Source organism: Candidatus Vallotiella sp. (ex Adelges kitamiensis), from assembly GCF_020342435.1.
In the GTDB taxonomy this organism is placed as follows: domain Bacteria; phylum Pseudomonadota; class Gammaproteobacteria; order Burkholderiales; family Burkholderiaceae; genus Mycetohabitans.
In genome coordinates this window covers 307,734-332,421 of sequence record NZ_CP080504.1, presented here as the reverse complement: position 1 = coordinate 332,421, position 24,688 = coordinate 307,734, and the positions used below count along the sequence as shown (strand labels likewise).

The 24,688-nt window shown below is 45.5% G+C and carries 21 protein-coding genes, 1 tRNA gene and 1 pseudogene; all 23 read right to left on the bottom strand.

From position 1 onward, the window contains the following. Positions 1-6: 6 nt before the first annotated feature. Positions 7-312, bottom strand: a complete 306-nt coding sequence (nuoK, locus tag K0T93_RS01315; RefSeq protein WP_225721605.1) for an NADH-quinone oxidoreductase subunit NuoK — start codon at positions 310-312, stop codon at positions 7-9. Between the two features lie 56 nt (positions 313-368). After that, positions 369-1,025, bottom strand: coding sequence for an NADH-quinone oxidoreductase subunit J (locus K0T93_RS01310; protein WP_225721604.1), 657 nt, complete (start codon positions 1,023-1,025; stop codon positions 369-371). A gap of 73 nt (positions 1,026-1,098) precedes the next feature. After that, positions 1,099-1,587, bottom strand: a complete 489-nt coding sequence (gene nuoI / locus K0T93_RS01305) for an NADH-quinone oxidoreductase subunit NuoI (protein WP_225721603.1) — start codon at positions 1,585-1,587, stop codon at positions 1,099-1,101. Positions 1,588-1,596: 9 nt separating this feature from the next. Beyond that, positions 1,597-2,661 (bottom strand): NADH-quinone oxidoreductase subunit NuoH, encoded by a 1,065-nt coding sequence (gene nuoH, locus K0T93_RS01300; RefSeq protein WP_225721602.1) that lies wholly within the window; start codon positions 2,659-2,661, stop codon positions 1,597-1,599. Beyond that, positions 2,662-4,998, bottom strand: a complete 2,337-nt coding sequence (gene nuoG, locus K0T93_RS01295; protein ID WP_225721601.1) for an NADH-quinone oxidoreductase subunit NuoG — start codon at positions 4,996-4,998, stop codon at positions 2,662-2,664. A gap of 69 nt (positions 4,999-5,067) precedes the next feature. Continuing rightward, positions 5,068-6,393: an NADH-quinone oxidoreductase subunit NuoF gene (nuoF, locus tag K0T93_RS01290; RefSeq protein ID WP_225721600.1), complete on the bottom strand. Its 1,326-nt coding sequence runs from the start codon at positions 6,391-6,393 to the stop codon at positions 5,068-5,070. Next, positions 6,390-6,866, bottom strand: coding sequence for an NADH-quinone oxidoreductase subunit NuoE (gene nuoE / locus K0T93_RS01285; protein ID WP_225721599.1), 477 nt, complete (start codon positions 6,864-6,866; stop codon positions 6,390-6,392). The genes nuoF and nuoE overlap by 4 nt, the downstream gene beginning before the upstream one ends. Before the next feature lie 121 nt (positions 6,867-6,987). After that, positions 6,988-8,241 (bottom strand): NADH-quinone oxidoreductase subunit D, encoded by a 1,254-nt coding sequence (locus K0T93_RS01280; protein WP_225721598.1) that lies wholly within the window; start codon positions 8,239-8,241, stop codon positions 6,988-6,990. An 83-nt stretch (positions 8,242-8,324) separates the two neighbouring features. After that, positions 8,325-8,927 carry an NADH-quinone oxidoreductase subunit C gene (locus K0T93_RS01275; RefSeq protein ID WP_225721597.1) on the bottom strand — a complete coding sequence of 201 codons (603 nt, stop codon included), beginning with the start codon at positions 8,925-8,927 and terminating at the stop codon, positions 8,325-8,327. 15 nt (positions 8,928-8,942) lie between these two features. Beyond that, positions 8,943-9,422 (bottom strand): NuoB/complex I 20 kDa subunit family protein, encoded by a 480-nt coding sequence (locus K0T93_RS01270; protein ID WP_225721754.1) that lies wholly within the window; start codon positions 9,420-9,422, stop codon positions 8,943-8,945. 56 nt (positions 9,423-9,478) lie between these two features. Next, the gene (locus K0T93_RS01265; protein WP_225721596.1) at positions 9,479-9,838 is read right to left on the bottom strand and encodes an NADH-quinone oxidoreductase subunit A; all 360 of its coding nucleotides are present in this window, start codon (positions 9,836-9,838) and stop codon (positions 9,479-9,481) included. Between the two features lie 164 nt (positions 9,839-10,002). Beyond that, positions 10,003-10,087 (bottom strand) — tRNA-Leu (locus K0T93_RS01260). A 131-nt stretch (positions 10,088-10,218) separates the two neighbouring features. Further along, complete coding sequence (gene secG, locus K0T93_RS01255) at positions 10,219-10,620, bottom strand: preprotein translocase subunit SecG (protein WP_225721595.1); 402 nt, start codon at positions 10,618-10,620, stop codon at positions 10,219-10,221. After that, the gene (tpiA, locus tag K0T93_RS01250; RefSeq protein ID WP_225721753.1) at positions 10,620-11,408 is read right to left on the bottom strand and encodes a triose-phosphate isomerase; all 789 of its coding nucleotides are present in this window, start codon (positions 11,406-11,408) and stop codon (positions 10,620-10,622) included. The genes secG and tpiA overlap by 1 nt, the downstream gene beginning before the upstream one ends. Before the next feature lie 102 nt (positions 11,409-11,510). Beyond that, positions 11,511-12,518, bottom strand: a pseudogene (locus tag K0T93_RS01245) (zinc-binding dehydrogenase). A gap of 149 nt (positions 12,519-12,667) precedes the next feature. Beyond that, positions 12,668-14,764: a polyribonucleotide nucleotidyltransferase gene (gene pnp, locus K0T93_RS01240; protein WP_225721594.1), complete on the bottom strand. Its 2,097-nt coding sequence runs from the start codon at positions 14,762-14,764 to the stop codon at positions 12,668-12,670. Positions 14,765-15,020: 256 nt separating this feature from the next. Further along, on the bottom strand, positions 15,021-15,290 hold the full coding sequence (gene rpsO, locus K0T93_RS01235; protein WP_225721593.1) for a 30S ribosomal protein S15: 270 nt from the start codon (positions 15,288-15,290) through the stop codon (positions 15,021-15,023). A gap of 937 nt (positions 15,291-16,227) precedes the next feature. Further along, positions 16,228-17,772 (bottom strand): 2-isopropylmalate synthase, encoded by a 1,545-nt coding sequence (locus K0T93_RS01230; protein WP_225721592.1) that lies wholly within the window; start codon positions 17,770-17,772, stop codon positions 16,228-16,230. A gap of 325 nt (positions 17,773-18,097) precedes the next feature. Further along, entirely contained in the window at positions 18,098-19,009 is a 912-nt protein-coding gene (gene pssA, locus K0T93_RS01225) for a CDP-diacylglycerol--serine O-phosphatidyltransferase (RefSeq protein ID WP_225721591.1), read from the bottom strand. A gap of 19 nt (positions 19,010-19,028) precedes the next feature. Beyond that, positions 19,029-19,667 carry a phosphatidylserine decarboxylase gene (locus tag K0T93_RS01220; protein ID WP_225721590.1) on the bottom strand — a complete coding sequence of 213 codons (639 nt, stop codon included), beginning with the start codon at positions 19,665-19,667 and terminating at the stop codon, positions 19,029-19,031. Between the two features lie 134 nt (positions 19,668-19,801). After that, positions 19,802-20,818 carry a ketol-acid reductoisomerase gene (gene ilvC, locus K0T93_RS01215; protein WP_225721589.1) on the bottom strand — a complete coding sequence of 339 codons (1,017 nt, stop codon included), beginning with the start codon at positions 20,816-20,818 and terminating at the stop codon, positions 19,802-19,804. 86 nt (positions 20,819-20,904) lie between these two features. Continuing rightward, positions 20,905-21,396 carry an acetolactate synthase small subunit gene (gene ilvN / locus K0T93_RS01210; protein WP_225721588.1) on the bottom strand — a complete coding sequence of 164 codons (492 nt, stop codon included), beginning with the start codon at positions 21,394-21,396 and terminating at the stop codon, positions 20,905-20,907. A gap of 69 nt (positions 21,397-21,465) precedes the next feature. After that, complete coding sequence (locus tag K0T93_RS01205; RefSeq protein ID WP_225721587.1) at positions 21,466-23,235, bottom strand: acetolactate synthase 3 catalytic subunit; 1,770 nt, start codon at positions 23,233-23,235, stop codon at positions 21,466-21,468. Positions 23,236-24,688: the final 1,453 nt, after the last annotated feature.

Below are 24,688 nucleotides of genomic sequence, written 5' to 3'. Positions count from 1 at the left end.
CTTTCCTTAACCCTTGAGTCGGTTAAGATCTTCAACGTTAATTGTGTTGAGATTACGGAATAATGTAACTAATATGGCAAGGCCAATTGCCGTTTCTGCAGCGGCCACAGTTAGTATAAAAAACACAAAAATCTGACCATGTGCGTCGCCAAGATAGTGCGAGAATGCAACGAAATTAGTATTTACAGCGAGAAGCATCAACTCGATTGCCATCAGAATTAGAATTATGTTACGGCGGTTTATAAAAACCCCAACGATCGAGATCGTAAACAAGCTCGCACCAAGTATTAGGTAATGAGCGAGAGTCAACATAGTTTTTTCCTTATCTTAGTCAGCAAGTATCACTGCCCGCTTCAGTACCGGTATTTCTAGGCATTTTCGCTTGCATTCATAATATCCGAAGACTGCTTTTCGGAAGCCATGCATACAAGACGAAGTCGTTCCTCACGGCGTACCCGTATCTGCTCACTAACACGTTGTCGCTTTACGTCCTTACTACCGCGGATTGTTAAGGAAACCGCTGCAATGATCGAAGCTAGTAGTACTAGACCCGCGATTTCAAAAGCGAAAATATAATCGTTGTACATGATCTGGCCAATCAGATGGGTGTTAGAGAGCGTTTCCTTAACTCCAGTCGTTTGCATCGATTGCATAAAGTTATGTGCTGGCGAAACGATCGTACCGTAACTATGCCAGATAATCAGCGTAGTTTCGATTATAATAATTGTGCCTATAATCGTTGCCATTGGAACAAAACGGCAGAAATTGCACCGTAATACGTCAAGGTTAATATCCAACATCATTACGACAAATAAGAACAGTACCATCACAGCACCAACGTAGACGAGTATTAACATAATTGCAAGAAACTCAGCTTCCAGCAGCATCCAAATGCCTGCGGCGTTAAAGAACGCAAATACTAAAAAAAGTGCCGAGCTCACTGGATTGCGAGAGGTAATAACCTTAAGACCTGACACGATCATCAGAAGCGCGAATATATAGAAAAGAGCGGTTGTGAATTTCATATTTACCGGATTATCTTTAGGCGTGTTGTAGCGCGTATCGCATATCGGGATAACAGACCTATGCGATAGTTAATTACCGGTATGGTGCCTCCATTGCCTTTGCTTCCGCAATTTGAGATTCGTAACGATCGCCAATCGAAAGTAGCATATCCTTTGTGAGATATAGGTCACTACGCTTTTCGCCGTGATACTCAAGGATTTGAGTCTCAACAATTGAATCGACTGGGCAGCTCTCTTCGCAGAAGCCGCAAAAAATACACTTTGTTAAGTCAATATCATAGCGTGTCGTGCGGCGTGTGTTATCAGTACGCATTTCAGATTCTATCGTGATCGCCTGTGCCGGGCAGACTGCTTCGCATAGTTTGCACGCAATGCAGCGCTCTTCTCCATTTTCATAGCGACGCAATGCATGTAATCCGCGAAAGCGCGTCGAAATTGGTGTTTTCTCCTCTGGAAATTGCACAGTAATTTTTCGACGAAACGCATACTTTCCAGTTATGACAAGTCCTTTGAGCAACTCAATTAAAAAAAATGTTTTAAAAAAACTCTGAATCATGTTCATAGCAACACCTTATTCCCAAATATTTAGTGGGGACACAATCCAGAAGCTAACTATTATTAGCCATATAACACATACTGGAATGAAGATTTTCCAACTCAAGCGCATAATTTGGTCATAGCGATAACGCGGGAAAGTAGCACGAACCCAAATAAATATCGACAACAAGAAAAAAACTTTTAGCAGCAGCCAGACAATACCAGGAATAAACGATAAAAACGCAAACGGCGCGCTCCAGCCACCAAAGAATAGTGTCGCTGCAAGAGTAGATATCACAATCATATTGATATACTCTGCTAGGAAAAACAGAGCAAACGCCATACCTGAGTAGTCGATCATATGCCCAGCAACAATCTCTGACTCTCCTTCGACAACATCGAAGGGGTGACGGTTAGTTTCGGCAATACCCGAGATGAAGTAGACAATAAACATTGGCAGCAACGGTAGCCAGTTCCATGACAAGAGGTTTAGTCCAAGTCCGGCAAATAATCCACGCTGTTGTGAATATACTATATCGGATAAGTTTAGGCTGCCTGATGTCATCAGCACAACGACCAGAGTCAGGCCCATCGGAATTTCATAGGAAATCATCTGAGCAGCTGCACGCATCGCACCAAGGAATGCATACTTCGAATTTGAAGCCCAGCCTGCGAGGCTAACGCCATATACTCCGAGTGAAGAAATTGCGATTACGTACAATAAACCCGCATTAATATCACCTAGCACTATCTTAGTTTGGAAGGGAATTACCGCCCAAACGCCAAATGCCGGCACGACGACCATGACTGGTGCAATAAGATAAAGCCACTTAGTGGCCTGTACCGGCAGAATTACTTCCTTAAGTAGTAATTTAATCACATCAGCAATCGGCTGTAACAGCCCTTTTGGGCCGACTCGGTTCGGCCCAAGGCGCCCATGCATCCAACCAATTAGCTTACGTTCCCACAGAATAAGATAGGCAACACACAGTAGAATCACAACTAACATGACAAGAATACGTACCAGCGCCCATATAGTTATCCAGGCACTGCCTAACAGATGGTTGCCAGTAGAATTGATAGCTTCGAGCACGCCCATTTAGGCCTTCTCCACTAGCAAATCACCAAACAAGCTGCCCAGTTTGGCAGCGACAGATGTGGCTGCTGGCACGCGTATTACTACATCGTGTAGCCTAGAATCTAGCGCTGCAGGTAGCGTTATAGATGACTCGCCCTGTCGCACGCACACAGCATCTCCTTCTCTTAGTCCAAGTTGTTTAAATAATGTAGTTGGTAAGGAAACATGTAGAGAAGCTTGGGCCGTCTTGGTCATGTGTAGTGATGGTGCCCGCCGAACTAACGAATCGGCGTCATAGATTGATACGTCAGAAATCCGCTCAAATGCCCTAATCGAACGTGCTGATGCTCCGCGTTCTAACGGTACACGGTGCATTGGAACATTCGATAGACGGGACTGTACGTCAATGTTCTTTAATGCTGAAGTAGCTACCTCTTCGGCACTAGCATAGTTAAAATTCTGTAGTCCAAGTAGATTACCTAGCATGCAAAGCACCTTCCAACCTGGCTGGGATTCACCTAGTGGCCGTACGGCATTTCTGAACGATTGTACTGTGCCTTGAGCATTAACAAATGTTCCATCTGTCTCCGTGAAAGGTGAAATTGGCAGTAATACGTCTGCATAATCAGCACCGATTTTAAACGACGATAATGCAACAACCATATCAGCTTGAGCCAGCGCTGTACGGGCCTGATGTGGATTCGCAACGTCGAAGGGCGGTTCGACATTAAACAATACATATGAGCGACACGGTGATGAGAATGCACGTGCGGCATCAGAACCGCCTTCGCCGGGTAGTGCACCAACCAAATACGCCCCGACAGTATTAGACGCTTCCGGCAGAAAGCCAAGCGTTGCACCACTTGCCTGAGCAATCCACTGCGAAATAGTGTACAGTTTTGAAAATTCAGGATGGTTGGCTGCGCTCGCACCTAACAGGATCGCGCGGTGCTCACCATTTGATAGGGAGGTAGCGATATGCTTTGCAGTAGTATTCGACTGTATACCAGTTAGCTCAACTGGAGATGCTGTACCACAGATTTCAGCTAGCGCAACAGCCACGCTAGCTAGCGAGTCAACCCAAGCCGATGGCGGTACAACAATCTTATGTGCAACATGGATTAACGAATCATCAGCGCTCGCGTGTAGCAAGCTCACCTTAGCACCGTTAGTAGCGGCTAGCCGCAGCCGTGCGGCTATCAACGGATGATCATGACGCAGAAAAGATCCGATCACGAATGCAGCATCAACGTTAGACAGCGTTGCAAGAGACATGCCAAGCCACGGTACACCTTGCGGCAGCATCGAAAAATCACTTTGGCGCAACCGAAAATCTAGATTCGTACTACCTAGTCCACGCGTTAACTTCTTGAGCAAGAATAATTCTTCAAGCGTGCTATGCGGACTAATAAATGTAGCGATTGCATTTGATCCATATGCAGTCTTAATATCCTTTAGGCTATTTATGACAAAGGATAGTGCAATTTCCCAGTCTACTCTGCACAATTTCCCATTTTGCCTCAACATCGGCTGCGTCAGTCGCTCTTCACTATTTAGCGCTTCATAAGAAAAGCGATCTTTATCCGAAATCCAGCACTCGTTAATTGACTCATTCTCTAGAGGTAGTACACGTATAACCCTATTATTCTTCGCCTGAACAATAAGGTTTGCGCCAACCGAGTCATGTGGGCTAACTGAAGGACAATGCGATAATTCCCACGGGCGTGCGCTATAGCGGAAAAGCTTGCTGGTAATAGCACCAACTGGACATAGATCAATCATATTACCTGATAATTCAGAGTCAACTGTATTACCAAGAAACGTTGCAATCTCTGATCGCTCACCACGACCTAGCATACCAAGCTCCATAATCCCAGCTACTTCCTGCCCAAAGCGCACGCAACGTGTACAGTGAATACAGCGTGACATCTCTTCCATTGAGATCAGCGACCCAACATTCTTATGGAGTACAATACGTTTCTCTTCTGAGTATCGTGATGCAGGCTTACCATAGCCGACCGCTAAGTCTTGAAGCTGGCATTCGCCACCCTGGTCGCAGATCGGACAGTCTAGCGGGTGATTAATTAGCAGAAACTCCATTACGGACTGCTGCGCTTTCACCGCTTTCTCCGATGTTGTCCGTACAACCATACCAGCGGATACCGGGGTCGCACATGCAGGTAAGGCTTTTGGCATTTTTTCTACTTCTACTAGGCACATTCGACAGTTCGCCGCGATTGATAACTTCTTGTGATAGCAGAAATGAGGAATGTACGTATTAACCTTGTGGGCAGCCTGGATTACCATGCTACCTTCCGGTACCTCAACTTTCTTGCCATCTATTTCAAGTTCAACCATACTAATAAGTGCCCCAACCTAATCTTGTGAGTCCGTTTTTAATGGACGATTTCGCGTTTAAAAGCCTGTTCATACGATCGCAGTGGGCGTTGCATCGCTGCGTTTACCACGTTGCATTGTGGCGAGGCAATTCTTGTTCTCAATGTGATACTTAAATTCGTTCCAAAAATGCTTTAGCATCCCGCGCACAGGCATTGCTGCTGCATCTCCTAGCGCACAGATTGTCCGCCCCATTATATTCTCAGAGACTGAATCTAATAAGTTTAAGTCTTCTGGACGTCCCTTGCCATGTTCTATTCGATGCACTATTCGATAAAGCCAGCCGGTGCCTTCACGACATGGCGTGCACTGTCCGCAAGACTCCTCGTAGTAGAAGTACGATAGACGTAGAAGCGAGCGTACCATGCAACGCGTGTCATTCATTACGATCACTGCACCAGAGCCAAGCATCGAACCAACTTTCGCGAGCGAATCGTAGTCTAGTTCGGTCTGCATCATCTGCTCGCCCGGTACCACCGGTGCAGATGAACCACCTGGGATTACAGCCTTAATTTTTCCGCACACGCCGCCAGCTAGCTCCATTAGCTTCATGAATGGAGTTCCAAGCGGTACTTCGTAATTACCTGGAAAGTGTATGTCTCCGGACACCGAGAAAATCTTCGTGCCACCGTTGTTTGGTCTTCCTAGTTTTAGGTACTGCTGTGGGCCGATCGCTAGAAGAAATGGTACTGCTGCAAACGTCTCGGTATTATTAATTGTCGTTGGTTTACCAAATACACCATAACTAGCGGGAAACGGCGGCTTAATACGTGGTCGCCCTCTCTTTCCCTCAAGAGATTCGAGCAGTGCGGTTTCTTCGCCGCAAATATAGGCTCCATAGCCGTGGTGCGCATGCAACTCAAACGAAAATTTGCTATCTAGAATGTTATGGCCTAGATAACCAACAGAATTTGCCTCGTTTAGCGCTATCTCAAAACGCTCGTAGACTTCCCAAATTTCGCCATGAATATAGTTGTAACCAACAGTAATACCCATCGCGTATGCGCCAATTGTCATGCCCTCGATTAATGCATGTGGATTCCAGCGCAGGATATCACGGTCCTTGAATGTACCGGGCTCCCCCTCATCGGAGTTGCATACTAAATATTTTTGTCCCGGGAACTGACGTGGCATGAAACTCCACTTAAGTCCCGTTGGAAATCCTGCTCCGCCGCGACCACGCAGACCGGAGGCTTTCACGTCTGAAATTACTTGCTCTGGTGGGATCTTCTTCTCGAGAATGTAACGGAGTTGCTGATAGCCACCACGCGCAACATAGTCTTGTAAACGCCAGTTCTCACCGTTCAGGCCTGCGAGAATTAGTGGATTAATATGCCGACCATGCAAAGATGTCATTTAGAGAGCTCCTCGATCAACCGGTCAATTTTATCGCGGCTCATGAAACCGCACATCCGATGATTGTTCAGCAACACTACTGGCGCATCGCCACAGGCGCCGAAACACTCGCCCTCTTTTAAAGTGAACTTGCCATCTAAGGTCGTCTCACCAAAATTGATTCCAAGTTTCTGCTTGAGATAATCTGCGGTCTCTTCCGCACCACCCAGTTCACATGGCAAGTTTGTGCATAATGTAATCTTGTATTTACCGACTGACGTAGTCTCATACATGTTATAAAACGTCGCAACTTCCTGTACTGCGATAGCCGGAATTTTTAGATAGTCGGCGACGAATTGCATCAGTTCTGGCAATAGATAACCTCGCTCTCGTTGCGCAATTGCAAGTGCCGCTATTACGGCGGATTGCTGGTGACCGGCAGGGTATTTGGCTACCGCCCGATCTATTTCCTTAAGACCTTCAGGAGAGATCATTTTAAACACAACTCATTCTATGTTTACTAAAATAAAATCTATAGACTACAACTAGGAAATCTACCGCTTATTGTATTGATAAGGTAATATTATATTATGCTCGATACTTAAGGTAGTAACGCTATCGGTCAACTTCTCCGAACACAATATCTTGTGTCCCAATAATTGTGACCGCATCAGCGATCATATGACCACGAGCCATCTCATCAAGCGAAGAGAGATGAGCATAGCCAGGCGCGCGAATCTTTAGTCGGTATGGCTTATTCGCGCCATCTGAAATTAGATAAATACCAAACTCACCTTTGGGGTGCTCAACGGCAACATAGGCTTCCCCCTCGGGTACGTGCATACCTTCTGTAAAAAGCTTAAAATGATGAATAAGCTCTTCCATATTCGACTTCATATATAGCCGAGACGGCGGCGCGACTTTATGATTGCTAATCATTACCGGCCCTGGATTCTTACGTAACCATACAACACACTGTTTGATGATGCGATTTGATTGACGCATCTCCTCAACGCGAACGAGATATCGGTCATAGCAATCACCGTGTCCGCCGATCGGGATATCAAAGTCAAGTTGATCATATACTTCATAGGGCTGCTTTTTACGTAAGTCCCATTCAATACCTGAAGCGCGCAGCATCGGGCCAGTCATACCTAATTGCAGTGCACGCTCTGGCGTAACGATACCTATACTTACTAATCGTTGCTTCCAGATACGGTTGTCGGTTAGTAACGTTTCGTACTCATCGACATAGCCGGGGAAACGGTTCGTGAAGTCTTCAATGAAATCAAGTAGAGAACCCTGTCGATTTTGGTTGAGTCGAGTAAGCGCTTTCTTATTTCGAACTCTTGAGGCTTTATATTGCGGCATTTTGTCTGGTAGATCTGAGTAGACGCCACCTGGTCGATAGTATGCTGCATGCATGCGTGCACCAGATACCGCTTCATAGATATCCATCAAGTCTTCGCGTTCACGGAACGCGTAGAGAAATACGGCCATCGCACCGACATCAAGCGCATGAGCTCCAATCCACATTAAGTGATTAAGAATCCGAGTGATCTCATCGAACATTACACGGATATATTTTGCCCGGATGGTTACATCAATCCCGATCAGCTTTTCAATTGCCATGACATACGCATGTTCATTAACCATCATTGATACGTAGTCGAGCCTATCCATGTACGGTATTGACTGGATAAACGTCTTATGCTCAGCTAACTTCTCAGTCGCACGATGTAATAAACCGATATGCGGATCAGCATGCTGGATCACCTCGCCATCTAATTCGAGTACGAGGCGCAGCACGCCGTGAGCTGCAGGATGTTGAGGACCGAAGTTCAACGTGTAGTTCTTGATATCAGCCATTTTCTCATGGTTTACTGGAAATTGAGTGACTCGGACGAACCCGCCTTCACTTGTGCAATAGCCTATAGATCAATAGTAAGCTATCAGTGCTTAAAGCCGCCGTAGCATTCGTCACGAATCACACGCGGCGTGATCTCACGTGATTCGATAGTGATAGGTTGGTAGATCACGCGTTTTTTTTCTGTGTCATACTGCATCTCGACATAGCCAGATAGCGGAAAATCCTTACGGAATGGATGACCGATAAAACCATAATCGGTAAGGATGCGACGGAGATCAGGATGACCTTCGAATATGATCCCATACAGATCGAATGCTTCACGCTCATACCAATTTACTGAATTCCATATGTTAATTAGCGATGGTAAAACTGGCATATCGTCATTCGGCGCAAATACGCGAACGCGTAGGCGCCAATTATTTCTGATCGATAATAAATGTGATACTGCAGCAAAGCGTAGACCGTCGTATCCGCTATTACCGTATCTTGAATAATCAACACCACATAGATCAATTAATTGCTCGAAGCCAAGAGTCTGATCTTCTCGCAACTGGGTCGCAAGAGTAATTAGATCTTCAGCATCGACAATAATAGTTAATTGCCCAAGCGATTCGCTCATACTTTTGAGCTTGTTGCCAAACGCTTTATCGAGGCTCTCTTTTAGGGTATCGAGTTTTCTTTTCATGTTGGATATCCCATATTACTGCCGTGCAATAGTATTGGTGCGGCGAATTTTAGCCTGCAACTGGATAACTCCATACACTAGCGCTTCGGCAGTCGGCGGACAACCGGGTACGTATATATCAACTGGTACGATCCGATCACATCCACGCACAACCGAATACGAGTAGTGATAATAACCTCCGCCATTAGCGCATGAACCCATAGATATTACCCATCGTGGCTCGGCCATCTGATCATAAACCTTACGAAGTGCGGGAGCCATCTTATTGCAGAGTGTTCCAGCCACAATCATAACATCGGACTGACGTGGGCTCGGCCGGAACACAACACCGAAACGATCTAGGTCATAGCGGGCAGCACCGGCATGCATCATCTCAACCGCACAGCAGGCAAGCCCAAACGTCATTGGCCATAGGGAGCCGGTCCTTGTCCAGTTGATAAGCTTATCAACTGTCGTGGTAATAAATCCTCTATTTGGCATTTCTTCAACACTCATTTTTCTGACTCCAAATGGGCGGTAATTCTTGCGCTCTATTAAAGCGCAATTCACGATTATTCCCAGCTTAGCCCACCACGTCTCCAGACATAAGCAAAGCCTAGCATAAACTCAAGCAGAAAGATCATCATTGCAATGAAGCCCGGCCAACCGATATCGCGTAATGCAACGGCCCAAGGGAACATAAAAGCCGTTTCCAGATCAAAAATGATAAAAAGGATGGCTACCAAATAATAACGCACGTCAAACTTCATGCGCGCATCTCCGAATGTCTCAAAACCACACTCGTATGGAGAATTTTTGTTAATATCCGGTTTTTTCGGACCCAGGAGCTTACCAAGACTAATTAATCCCCCCCCAAAACCAAGGCCAACAAGAAGAAATAGCAGAACGGGGAAATAGGCGGCAAGGTTCAAGAGAATTCTCTATTAATTGTTTGATAGGTTTTGTCCCAACAGCTGTATCTGACTAAGATGTCCCGTGAGGATGCTTCACTTTAAAACCTAAGCATCATACAAAATAGTACCAAAAAATAATGCCAGCCGAAGCGTAAATGCAAGCGGCTGGCATTAGATAACGTTGGTGCCGACAATGAGATTCGAACTCATACGGCTTGCGCCACTACCCCCTCAAGATAGCGTGTCTACCAATTTCACCACATCGGCACTGTTTGTAATATGGGAGGATATTATGAGCGTAAGTTTTTGTTACCACTGTTACCGCGCACTACGTCTAGTGTCTCGATTGTAACTTGGTTAAGTTCTTTATTCAATGTACAAAGCATTTTTTCTATGCACTATGAACTAGATCGTAATACAGGCGCAGCTATAGAGAATGCTGTGCCGCTCAGTACTTCAGTACCAGACGTCAGTACTGAATGCCTCCTCGAAATACCCTCCGCTAGTGGCGAAGTATTGCTTAAAAAGCTATTTCTGGCTATTTTCGGAAGAGAGCTACCATTGCCCAGCATACTCATCAACAGCGTGCTAGTAAAAAATACGGTAGCAAAAATCGCTGTTGTACGGGATAGAAAGTCGCCTGAGCCACTAGCGCCAAATAAACTGCCCGAAGCCCCACTGCCGAATCCTGCGCCTATGTCAGTAGCCTTGCTATGCTGTAGTAAAACAAGCCCAATTACACCAAGCGCAGATAGTATCTGTACCACGATAATTAAAGTTTTCAGGAATAAAAAATGCATTACTTAAAATAATCTAGATTTTCGGAAAGTACAGTGCTGGCGGCCTTAGCAATCGCAAGAAAATCAATAGCAGACAATGATGCAGCACCGATCAAAGCACCATCAATCTCTGATTGCGAAAACAATTCCTGCGCATTACTCGGCTTAAGACTACCCCCATACAAGAGTGGGACGTGTACATTTACTTCCGCCATAAGTTGCGTCCGTATTACAGTGTAGACTTTTTGCATCTGTTGCGCAGTTGGGATCCGCCCTGTACCAATAGCCCAAAATGGCTCGTATGCGATAATCAGTCGCGCCACGTCAGCTTTTTCTAGAACGTTTAGCACTGCTGAGAGCTGCGTATACACAACGTTATCAGTCTGCCCAGCTCTCCGCTCATCTAGTGTTTCACCGACGCAGATAATTGGTGTAATACCAGCCTCAAGGGCACGCTGCGCTTTCACCGCTACCAATTCAGAAGATTCCGAATGAAATATACGACGTTCTGAGTGACCAACAATCGCTAGTGTTGCACCAAACTCAGCGACCATTGGAGCAGAAACTTCGCCTGTATACGCGCCATGCATGTACGCAGATACATCCTGCACTCCATAATCGATTGGAGTATTTTCAAGCGACGTTTGGGCCTGTGCAAGATACGGATATGGTACGCATACAGCAAGCTGTACTTGCGGCCCCAGCGTGGCAGCACGCTGTACAAGCGTATGCAGTAGCACTGCATTGCTAGCAAGGCGCCCGTGCATCTTCCAGTTTCCAACTAGAAGTTTAGATTGTTGTTTTTTCAACATACATTTTGTACCTGTGACGCGTATGTGTCACTCAACAAAATAGAGCGTACACAAACTTTTTAGTCTACTGTGTAGTGCGAATAATGGTCAAGGTGCTATTTATTTACCATATGAATACAATTTTTTGATGTTCTCTCCTATCTCCATCATCGTATGTGCTACGGCCGCATGGCGAGTTAGAAGCACCTGGTGAATTACTGGCTTGATCACACTTTTTCTATTAGAGGCTATACTCGCTTATATAATTGCGCGGAAATAGCGGCTTTAAAATTCACTAGACGCGGCCGAAGCATCGAGCCAGTTATAATTAAATTCCGATGTAATATCTTGCTTAAATTAAGCTGTGCTTTACTTCCCCTAAACAGTGCGATTAGTAAGATACGCTCACCACCAGCTAGCGTATTTAACTCATGATTTATATAAGAGCCGCCAACCATATCTAGGATTACATCGACACCACGGTCGTGGGTTAACAATTTTATAATCGTAACAAAGTTCTCGGTTTTATAGTTAAGCTCGCGCTTATCACCTAACACTTCGTATGCAACGCACTTCCGTGCATTACCGGCTATAGCAGATACTAGATGACCGGGCGCATGCGCCCGCCGAATCGCTGTCATACCAACCCCACTGGCTCCGCTCTGCATTAACAACACTGCCTTAGAGTCGCTCTTACCCGCACCGAGGGCGACTAAGATCGAACACATTCTCCAAACGGTAAAAAACGTCTCTGGTAACGATGCTGCCTGCACATCCGACCAACCTACTGGTGTAAGGAAGCACTATACGAGTGGTACGTTTACATATTCAGAGTATCCCCACCTTGCACTAAAGCACAAATATGTTGTCCCTATCTTGAGTTAAATGGATTATTTGATCCGTTAAGAGCATCATCGATGATTTCGCCAAAAACTTCAAGACAAGGAACGTCAGACGCTCCTTGTGGTACGAAATAATTGGCCTATGCACTGAAAAATATCTAGTCGATTCACCCCGGCTGCCGCTACTTTAATTGGCACTTCACCAAGCTTAAGTTCGGGTATTGAGCCGTTCGCTAATTTTTAATACATTAGGATGGCCGTATTCTGCAATCTTGATCGCTTTCATTCGGAATTCTGTGCAGTTTCATATTGACAAAAGGCTGTTATAAAACAGCCAGTAGTATGTGAAACACTCCAGTTATATAAGCTTACTATTACCTCTAGTTGTACTATTCAGATTTTTGGGTGTTTCCTCAGCGTTCTAGATAGAAACACTCATACTTCATTAAGCAATGCCTTTGCGGATAATCGCACACGACCCTTTTCGTCGGTCTGAATCACTTTTACTTTTAGATGCTGACCTTCTTTTAGGTAATCGTTAATATCTTTGATCCGCTCGTTTGCAATCTCAGAAATATGCAGTAATCCATCGCGTCCTGGTAAAATATTTACGATCGCACCAAAATCTAGAAGTTTTAAGATCGCACCCTCATAAATCTGGCCGACCCCTACTTCCGCTGTGATATTCTCGATACGCTTTTTTGCCTCAGCTAAGCCTTCAGAACTTGTACTCGCGATGGTGACGATACCGTCATCAGAAATATCGATAGTTGTATTAGTTTCCTCTGTGAGTACCCGGATTACTGAACCGCCCTTTCCGATTACATCGCGAATCTTTTCTGGATTAATCTTGATTGTAATAATTCTCGGTGCGAACAACGACAGCTGTGTATTCGTTGATGGCACTACCGCAATCATTTTATCTAGGATATGTAAGCGTCCTTCCCTCGCTTGCGCGAGCGCGACTTGCATGATTTCTTTCGTAATACCCTGTATTTTTATATCCATTTGCAATGCTGTCACCCCCTGTGCTGTACCTGCTACCTTGAAGTCCATATCTCCAAGATGGTCTTCGTCACCCAAGATGTCAGTTAGTACTGCGAACTTGTTACCCTCCAGAATTAGCCCCATTGCAATGCCTGCTACGTGAGCCTTCATAGGAACACCTGCATCCATTAGTGCTAAACAGGCGCCGCACACGGACGCCATAGATGAAGAGCCGTTCGACTCGGTGATCTCAGATACGACACGGATCGTATAACCAAACGTATCATCACTTGCTAGACATGCGGCAAGGGCTCTCTTGGCGAGTCGGCCATGACCAATTTCGCGGCGCTTTGGCGAACCGACGCGACCTGTTTCGCCGGTCGCGAATGGAGGCATGTTGTAATGCAATATAAACCGCTCGCGATATTCACCCTCGATTGCATCTATTATTTGCTCATCGCCTCTTGTGCCAAGCGTAACGATTACTAGTGCTTGAGTTTCGCCTCGGCTGAACAGCGCTGAACCATGCGTGCGTGGTAATACCCCAGTCCGGATTTCAATCGGGCGTACAGTGCGAGTATCGCGCCCGTCGATCCGCGGCTCGCCATTTAGGATCTGACTGCGCACGATCCTAGCTTCAAGCTCAAATAGAATGTTGTTAACCGACTCAATATCAACACTAGACGTTCCATCATATTCATCGAGTTTAGCTATGACCGATGTATATACCTCCCCAAGCTTTTCCGAGCGCTGTTGTTTCTGCTGTATCTGGTATGCTGCTTTTAGCTTGTTTAGCGCGAACTCCGTCACGCGCGAAACTAGCGCCTGGTTCTTCGGCGCTGGACGCCAATCCCATTCGGGCTTCCCTCCTTCCTTGACAAGATCATAAATCGCATCAATTGCTACCTGCATCTGTTCATGCCCAAATATAATCGCGCTAAGCATTACCTCCTCTGGCAACTGGTCTGCCTCGGACTCGACCATTAGTACCGCGCGCTCAGTTCCAGCAACCACTAAATCTAGCTTTGATGTCTTAAGTTGTGAGCGTGTTGGATTAAGTGCAAATTGATTATCGATATAAGCAATTCGCGCTGCGCCGATCGGTCCATTGAATGGTATACCAGAGATTGCTAAGGCTGCTGATGCGCCAATCATTGACGGAATATCCGCTGGGATATCTGGATTAATTGACAGAACATGGATTACTACCTGTACTTCATTGTAGAAACCTTCCGGGAATAACGGACGTAATGGGCGGTCGATTAGTCTTGAGATCATCGTTTCGCCCTCGGAAGGACGACCTTCTCGACGAAAGAAATTGCCTGGAATTTTACCGGCTGAATATGTCTTCTCAATATAGTCAACAGTCAGTGGGAAAAAGTTTTGTTCTGCCTTAGCTGTCTTAGCTGCCACCACTGTCGCAAGAACAACAGTATCTTCAACATGAACAAGAACTGCACCGCTTGCCTGACGAGCAATCTCGCCCGTCTCAATCCGAAATTTATGTTGGCCCCATTTAAATTCTTTAATAATCTTTTTGAACATTTTTACTCCTTCGAGACACCGCGATCTATACGCGGCTGGTCCATCGACTGTTCCTTAACTGCTATATTCGCCCGAAACAGGGAAGTTTTATTATTTAAACACGACAGCAAAGTAACTCTGTCACTGAGGAATAACACAAGACTCTGTCTGCTTAGTAGACGGTCGCGCAAGTGCGTTCGGGATACGTCATTAGAAATGCTAAATAAAATGCCTGCATCAGATTTCCTGATGCAGGCAAAGGTTTTCATCGAAGCACTTACTTGCGCAGACCCAACCTCTGGATCAATGTGCGGTAGCGATTAGCATCCTTAGCCTTCAGGTAGTCAAGCAGCTTGCGGCGGCGGCTTACTATATGTAACAAACCACGGCGGCTATGGTGATCTTTTATGTGAGCCTTGAAATGTACTGTTAATGTATTAATACGGCTTGTGAGCAACGCAATTTGTACTTCCGTGGAACCAGTGTCTTTCATGCTACTGGCAAATTGCGCAATAATTTCTGATTTATTAATATTTGCTGCAGACATAATTTTCTTTGTATTGATCAACAGGCGGTCACAGAAGAAAGGCCGTGCCGTGTGTTTAAGCAAGGTTTTAATTCTAGCATAGCCAAGCTGGTTTATGGCTAACGCATAAGACACGTATTGTATTGACTGAATATTATATTAAAACTCTGTATAGAACGCAGCCACCCGCTCAGCTCTATATTTAAGAGCATTCTAAAATGCTGGTCCGATTCTAGCACGGATTATAATTTTACTACTCTGCACTTAGAATAAGTAAAAGCACTGTGCTAGCTTATAATAGTTGTCGAGCATATTAGACTATGGTAGACATTATAAAATCATCAAATTTATCTAATGTAAGTCAGTCAATGAGCATCTTATCGATTGTAGCTTTAATTACTTAAGCAAAAGCTATAACCAATGAGATATACAATCAGATTAATTCAACTACAAACTTAGGAGAATCTTAACTATTATGTCTAGACTCGAAATACCTCATACAGGCTTTTTGTTCGTATTAAAGCATAAGATTATAGATTAACACTCCTTACTTAGCAAAAGTGATGTATTTTTATCATGTGCAAAATTTTTTAGTTTATTTACGTATCTGATATACAGCGTACTCACTTAAGCATAAGTCTTGCCGGTCTTTCTGTACTGGTGCCATGCGGTTATTATATTACAGTTCTTTATGCCTAGCGACCATGTATTGATCAGAGCATCCAGTAAGGGATATAAATCTCTATGCTAAATAAGAGCAGTAAACTGGTCAACCTAACTAATATTGACTGTACTACACTCTACCCTGACAACAGAGTGTGTTATTGCTTGCATATAATATATTTGTCAGATTATGTAATCTAGGGTGATGCTCTCTCCTAGTTGGGTAGCGCCGCATCAGAAGCGGCGACGGCTATGCTCAGTATTAATAGCGGATAAGATATGCCGCGCTGGATGACTACGAGCATTGTGGATTAAGCCTTTCGACGTTTGATCTCAGCTTATTTAACGCTGCAATATAAGCCTTTGCAGAAGCAGCCACGATATCTAGGTCAGTGCCGACACCATTGACAATACGTCCTGCTTTAGATAGGCGTACAGTTACCTCGCCTTGCGCTTGCGTGCCGGTCGTAATCGCATTTACCGAATACAATATCAATTCCGCACCGCTATTAACTCTCGACTCGATCGCGTGCAGCGTAGCATCAACTGGGCCATTGCCGTGAGCTTCGCCGACTGTCTCACTGCCGTCAATAGCAAACACTACTTTCGCAGGCGGTCTCTTACCAGTTTCTGAATGCTGCGACAACGAAATAAATCGATAAGTCTCGTGATCAAGTACTCCATGTTCTTCTTGGCTGAGGATGGACAAAATATCTTCATCAAAGATCTCTGCCTTGCGATCTGCTAGTTCTTTAAAGCGCTCGAAAGCATTATTAATTTCTGCTTCACTGTCTAATGCTACGCTTAATTCTTGCAGTCGCTGTTTAAACGCGCTGCGGCCTGATAGTTTACCAAGAACAATTTTATTTGCACTCCAGCCCACATCTTCTGCACGCATTATCTCGTACGTGTCCCGCGCTTTGAGTACTCCGTCTTGATGAATTCCTGACGCGTGCGCAAACGCATTAGCGCCTACCACAGCTTTATTCGGTTGCACCACAAAACCTGTCGTCTGCGACACTAGCTTCGAAGTAGGGACGATCTGTGTTGTATCAATACTCATCTCTAATCCAAAGTAATCACGACGCGTCTTTACTGCCATTACTACTTCCTCTAGTGAGGTGTTTCCAGCGCGCTCACCAAGACCGTTTACTGTGCATTCAATCTGACGTGCTCCACCTAACTTCACCGCTGCTAGCGAGTTCGCAACCGCCATACCTAAATCATTATGGCAATGCACCGAGAACATCGCTTTGTCTGAGTTTGGAACTCTTTCACGAATCTTTCGAATTAACGCTGCATAACCGTCCGGTACAGAATAGCCGACAGTATCCGGAATATTAATAGTAGTCGCGCCTTCTGCGATCACTACCTCTAGTATCCGGCATAGAAAATCTATGTCTGAACGGCTGCCATCTTCAGATGAAAATTCAATATCATTCGTAAACCGTCGGGCAAAACGCACCGCTAGCCGCGCTTGTTCGTGCACTTGCTGTGGCGTCATACGCAACTTCTTTTCCATATGCAGCGCTGAAGTCGCAATAAATGTATGAATTCTAAACTGCCCTGCCGGCTTAAGTGCTTCAGCTGCACGTGCGATATCTCTCTCATTAGCACGCGCTAGCGAACAGATTACGCTATCTTTAATCTGTAAGGCAATCGCTTGAATCGCATCGAAATCTCCATTTGAACTAGCTGCAAAGCCCGCCTCGATTACATCTACTTTCATGCGCTCGAGTTGTCGAGCAATCCGGATTTTCTCTTCCCTCCTCATCGAGGCACCCGGCGATTGCTCGCCATCACGTAATGTCGTATCGAATATGATCAACCTGTCTGCCATGTCAGTCTCCGGACTCGAATCAGTGGTGGGTAAGCAATAACATTTATATGTCGGCATCAACGCAGGTAACAGCGCCTTGAATAGGCGAGACGAAACGAAGCTGAGATCGATCTAGCACAATAGACGCATCAACTAGCAGAGATAGTGAAGCTTTTCAGCTATGTTTACTCAGATGACTATAGCGTCAATTAGACTAAAGCACAACGAGACCTAACTTCGCTATCGGCCAATAATCCGTGACCATAAACATTTATCCACCTACCGCTTGTTATTGTCGCTTTTTGCGATGTGTTTTTCCGAGAAAGATATTTCTAACACGTGCACTCTATCTGATATCCCTATCGGGGATATGCTCGCGGCTACTCGAATTAGATGCATCAGAATCAGATCTAGCTGGATTAAGCTTGTTCGACATTGCTTGCCATATCCATAGCATATATCCGGATAGACCATATAGTACGAACAGTCCAAATAGAATTAGTGGTGGATCAGATGAGATTAACACAAATGCGACTACAACCAGAAGTACCGCCGCAAATGGAACGCGATGCCGGACGTCAAGCGCTTTACCGCTGTAGAACGGCGCATTAGAGACCATAGTAACGCCAGCGTAGATCGTCAAGATAAATGCAACCCACGATAAGTAATGAGGCTTCAGCAGAACTCTATTATCGGTCGCTAACCATAAAAAACCAGCTACCAGTGCTGCGGCAGCAGGACTCGGTAGGCCTTGAAAGTAGCGCTTATCCAGTGCGCTGATATTCGTATTGAAGCGCGCTAAGCGCAGCGCTGCACCGGCACAATAGATAAACGCCGCAAGCCATCCCCATCGGCCCAGATTTTTAAGCGCCCATTCATACATCACTAATGCCGGTGCAACACCAAAAGACACCATATCCGATAAGCTATCGAATTGTTCACCGAACGCACTTTGTGTATGCGTCATACGTGCAACGCGACCATCCATTCCATCTAAAACCATCGCGACAAAAATCGCAATAGCAGCAATTTCAAAGCGCTCATTCATCGCCTGAACTATGGCGAAGAAACCAAAAAATAACGCAGCAGTTGTGAAAGCGTTAGGCAGTAGATAGACGCTGCGTTTGCGTAATAATTGTTGGCGAGCAACTCGAAGACCGCGTCGTGCAATCCGCTCCTGTACTGTGTGTTTGTGTCGGAATAACTTCGTCGGTCGAGATCCAGCTAAACGGGGTCTTCGTGGTTTAAAACCAGTCATCAAGCACTCCTCACGACGCTCAAAGCTCAGCTAAGATTGTCGTCGATGCTTGCGCTTTTTCACCAATTGAAACTCGCGGTTTACTGCCTAACGGTAAATAAATATCTACACGCGAGCCAAATCGAATAAAGCCGTAGCGCTGCCCACGTGCGAGCTGGTCGCCCGCTCGGGTATAACAAAGAATACGCCGAGCAAGACATCCAGCTACTTGAACTAAGGTGATAATATGATTGTCTGCAGATTTTAGAATAATAGCATTCCGCTCGTTTTCCAGCGACGCTTTGTCGATTGACGCTTTGAGATATGTACCAGGAAAATATTTAATTTCAGTGACTAAACCATCAATCGGAGAGCGCTGCGAATGAACATTGAATACGCTCATAAACACACTAATCCTTAGTGCGGTTCGGTTCGTATACGGATCATGCGAAGTCTCAACTGTGATGATACGCCCATCAGCTGGGCACAATACTGCATTTGGCTGCTGCGGTACCAGCCGCTTCGGATCCCTAAAAAATTGCACAACTAATAGGGTCAGCAGCCAGAAAGGCCATGCCCAGCTAAAACTCAACAAAGTATGTATTAGAAGCGCCACGACAAGTACAATCGCGATGAAGGGCCAACCTTCGCGGGCAATAATCGGGTGAGGATAGGTCATATAGGAAGCGCTGCTTTCAGGAAGATAAAGAAAAAGGATATCAACCCGCGACCGTGCCCGCGATAGGGATCGGGCACGTCACCTTCTAAGATGGTTTACACATGCAATCGCTCGCATGTAGTGAAATCATGTGTTTAGTTCTTCGACTGATCAACCATCTTATTTTTAGTAATCCAAGGCATCATTGCGCGCAGTTTTGCACCAACTACCTCAATCTGGTGTTCTGCTGTCAGGCGTCGACGTGCTTGCAGGGTTGGCGCACCGACACGATGCTCAAGAATAAAACTCTTCGCATACTCGCCAGTCTGGATATCACGCAATACCTCCTTCATTACTTTTTTAGTCTCGTTGGTAATCACACGTGGCCCGATCGCGTACTCTCCATACTCAGCGTTGTTTGAAATAGAGTAGTTCATATTTTTAATGCCACCTTCATAGATAAGATCGACAATTAGCTTTAACTCATGCAGACATTCAAAGTACGCCATCTCAGGCGCATAGCCTGCTTCAACCAATGTTTCAAAGCCAGCTTTAATTAGCTCGACCGTGCCGCCACATAGCACAGCCTGCTCGCCAAATAAATCTGTCTCTGTTTCTTCCCGAAAGTTTGTCTCAATAATACCTGCCCGCCCCCCCCCATTAGCTATAGCATACGACAGTGCAATATCTCGTGCCGTACCTGACTTATCCTGCTCAACCGCGATTAAATGCGGTACACCACCACCCTGCGTATAGGTATAGCGCACTGTATGCCCCGGCGCTTTTGGCGCGATCATAATCAGGTCTAGGTCAGCACGCGGTATTACTTGGCCATAGTGCACGTTGAATCCATGCGCGAATGCGAGTGCCGCACCTTTCTTAAGGTGCTCATGCACATTACACTTATAGACGTCAGCAATATGCTCGTCTGGAAGTAGGAGCATTACGACGTCAGCACCTTTTACCGCTTGGTCTACTTCTTTTACAGTTAAACCAGCAGTTTCAGCCTTCGCCCATGACGCACCGCTGCGACGTAGCCCTACCGTTACATTCACACCACTATCGCGTAAGTTTAGAGCGTGTGCATGTCCTTGAGAACCATAACCAATAATTGTTACTTGCTTACCCTTGATGAACGAGAGATTAGCGTCTTTATCATAATAAACTTTCATGTGTTCTCCTTGCTGTATTGTTGTTTCGATGCAATGTTTAATAGCTTTAATATTGCGCTATATAACGACAGCGGTATTAGAACAGGTCAAATTTTGAGAATCCGTTCGCCGTGTCCAATACAAGATCCTCCGGTTCGCACTGTCTCTAGAATCGCTGTGGCGTCAATCCCAGCAATAAACGCGTCAAGTTTTCCAGTAGCCCCGGTTAATTCAATCGTATAGGTTTTTTCGGTAACATTAATAATATGACCACGAAAAATATCTGACATTCTTTTCATCTCATCCCTTTCTTTTCCAACTGCTCGAACTTTGATCAACATTAGTTCCCGCTCGATGTGGGCTCCTTCGGTCAGGTTGATTACCTTCACCACCTCGATCAGACGATTTAAATGCTTCATAATCTGCTGAACTACTTCGTCCGAGCCAATTGTTACAATCGTCATACGCGATAGAGAGCGGTCCTCAGTCGGTGCAACGGTTAAGGTTTCAATGTTATGCCCACGCGCTGAAAACAGGCCGACCACGCGTGATAACGCACCAGGTTCATTCTCTAGAAGCACGGAAATAATATATCGCATCTTGTTTCTCTTCTTAGTTTCGATATTCCTGCGTCTAGTATGGTTTTCCAAGTACAGATGCTTACTGCGTTAGAGATCTTCTGCACTAAGCAGCATCTCGGTGATGCCTTTTCCGGCCTGAACCATCGGCCAGACGTTTTCTGTAGGGTCGGTCTGGAAATCTAGAAATACAGTACACTCCTTTAACCGTAATGCCTCTTTCAACGCCGGCTCAACATCAACGGCGCACTCGATGCGAATACCAATATGGCCATACGCTTCGGCAAGCTTTACAAAGTCTGGCAGCGCATCCATGTACGAATGCGAATAACGCTTGTTGTACTCAAGTTGCTGCCACTGTCGAACCATACCTAGGTAGCGGTTATTTAGAGATACGATCTTGATCGGCGTCTTATACTGTTTGCATGTAGATAATTCTTGGATGCACATCTGGATCGAGCCCTCACCTGTAATACAGATTACGTCAGCATCACGATGCGCCATTTTCACACCCATCGCAGCTGGTAAACCGAAACCCATCGACCCCAGCCCCCCGGAATTAATCCAGCGACGTGGTTTATCGAAGCGATAGAACTGCGCTGCCCACATTTGATGTTGTCCGACGTCCGAGCACACAAATGCGTTGCCGTCAGTTAACTCGTGAAGTTTTTCAATAACGTACTGCGGCTTTATAATCTCGCTGTCGCGATCGTACTTTAAGCAATCTCGGGCACGCCACTGCTCAATTTGCTTCCACCATGCATCTAACGCAGCACCATCTGGGCCGTTTGGGGCAGTCTGCAACTGCTCAATTAGTTCTTTGAGCACTTCCCTTACGTCACCTACAATTGGAATATCGACTTTAACTCGCTTAGAAATTGATGAAGGATCGATATCAATATGGATGATTTTACGCGGGGTACTCGCAAAATGTGCGGGGTCACCAATAACGCGGTCGTCGAAACGAACGCCAATCGCAATTAACACGTCGCAGTGTTGCATCGCCATGTTAGCCTCATACGTGCCATGCATGCCTAGCATACCGAGAAATTTGCGATCTGTTGCGCGATAGCCACCAAGACCCATCAGCGTATTAGTTACCGGGTAATTAAGTAAATCTGAAAACTGGTTCAACTCGCGTGAGGCTTCTGCCAAGATAACACCCCCGCCAGTATAGATATATGGTCGCTTCGAAGAGAGCAGCAACGCAACCGCTTTACGAATCTGGCCTGAATGACCTTTCATAACTGGATTGTAGGAGCGTAGCGTAATATGCTTGATTTGCTCATATTGACACGGCGCTTTAGATACATCTTTAGGAATGTCTACCAGCACCGGCCCGGGGCGGCCGCTTTTAGCAATATAGAATGCTTTTTTAACTGTTATAGCAAGCTCATGAACGTCCTTTACAAGGAAGTTGTGCTTTACACATGGTCGCGTAATTCCAACCGCATCACACTCCTGAAAAGCGTCCTGGCCGATTGCTGTCATTGGAACCTGGCCGCTGATAACAACTAACGGAATAGAATCCATGTATGCAGTAGCGATACCGGTCACGGCATTTGTCACACCGGGCCCAGAGGTCACCAAACAGACGCCGACATTGCCAGTGGAGCGCGCATAAGCATCTGCGGCGTGTACCGCAGCTTGCTCATGGCGTACTAGAATATGCTGGATCTTATCTTGCTTGTATAGTTCGTCGTAGATATAAAGTACTGAACCGCCAGGATATCCCCAGATAAATTTGACATTTTCGTCAGCAAGTGAACGCATTAACACGGTCGCGCCGATTGAGCCTATTTCGGCTTCAGCCAGGGGAGGAGTATTTGACGTAGGGCATTTTGCGCTTGTTATATTCATTATTCGCCTTTCGAATTTTCGGCAAAAAATTGATCGGGGGCTTTCTACCGGGCTTGTGGCTCGGGTTTAAGCGGCGCCTTTTAGAGAGAATGCAAGTTCTATGAGCGTCGCCTCATTGAGGCAATCACAGCACCCCGCGACGATATCATTTATTGAATAACGCAACAAGGATCAAGAAAAATGCAGGCCTCCTGTGAAGGGCTTTCTACCTGGATTCTCGATATTTTATCGTTTCTGTTATGCTTGAACAGCTTCGATGGGCGCACTCATTCCATGCAGGTAGCCTTAGATAAGGAACACTTAGACTTTCTGGAGGCAGCTGTAAAACTTTTGGCTGTGATGTGGGGATATTCATACAGAGAGCAGAGCTAAGATCAATTTTATATACGCCACCGTACCGCGCGCGTGCGGCTTATCTTGAGAAAGTCGAAAGAAATAACACTATGTGCTCCGCACTTGAAACAACAGTGATCAAGCGCTCGCCAAGTTATGGGTAGCGCACATGTCGCGTGTGAAGACCATTGGTTATCTAAGAAACTTTCAGTACAGATAGCGCCGTGCTAAAACGTGGAGGGCGCATTAAAGAATTGTCCGACGAATTGAAGTGCAAGCTAGCAACCTTTCTAGAAGGTGAAACGCCCCTCGACTATGCTGAGAATAGCGCGCCCACCAATAAGCGTAGCACAAAAGACTAGGTAAGCGCGAGCGCGCTGATGTCACCATGACCTTCCACGCGTCAGAGTTTTATCTCTGGAGCGATAGCGAGCGCGGCACTACTCGTATCTAAAACATAGTTTTTCCGACGCTAGTTTTACATTCGACCGCTAGTAGAGGTTATGCTTTCTATTGGTGGAAAGACCCATAGTATACGGCTAGTAGCATTCCATATCTGCCTCGAGTAGGAGCTATAGTACCAAGCGCAAAAACATCTTATGACTATCGCACCAGTTTTATACTGCATGCAGCAATGCAGACGTTCCTAACTTAAGTTCTGGACACTGGAGCGCCGTACATCTTTATCACTGTTCACGATTAACATACTGCCTATCGCCGACACCAATATCGAAGCATTCTTCGTTATACAATCTAAATCTGCTGCTTCTATCACTCCTAATCGAGATATACAATAATTTAGGCACTAATAAGAAGTAAATTATTATGGGTGCCTGCTTCCGCATCAGTCGACTGCATTTATTAATTTATTAGAGATTAGCAATCTTATATCTCATAGTTGCCCATAATAGGCAAGCCTTACTCATCTAAGCTGGATAGCTGAAGTTTTCAATAACAGAGTAAACGCATAAAATATACATCGCTTTATCGTACTTGATATCTGAGTCTCTAAATTGTCGTTTCCACTGCCTGTATAGGTTTGGTGCATCAAATATACAATGCTAATTGTTAAGATTGTGATACGACTACATGGCTAATTTACCTGTAGACATTCTGTATT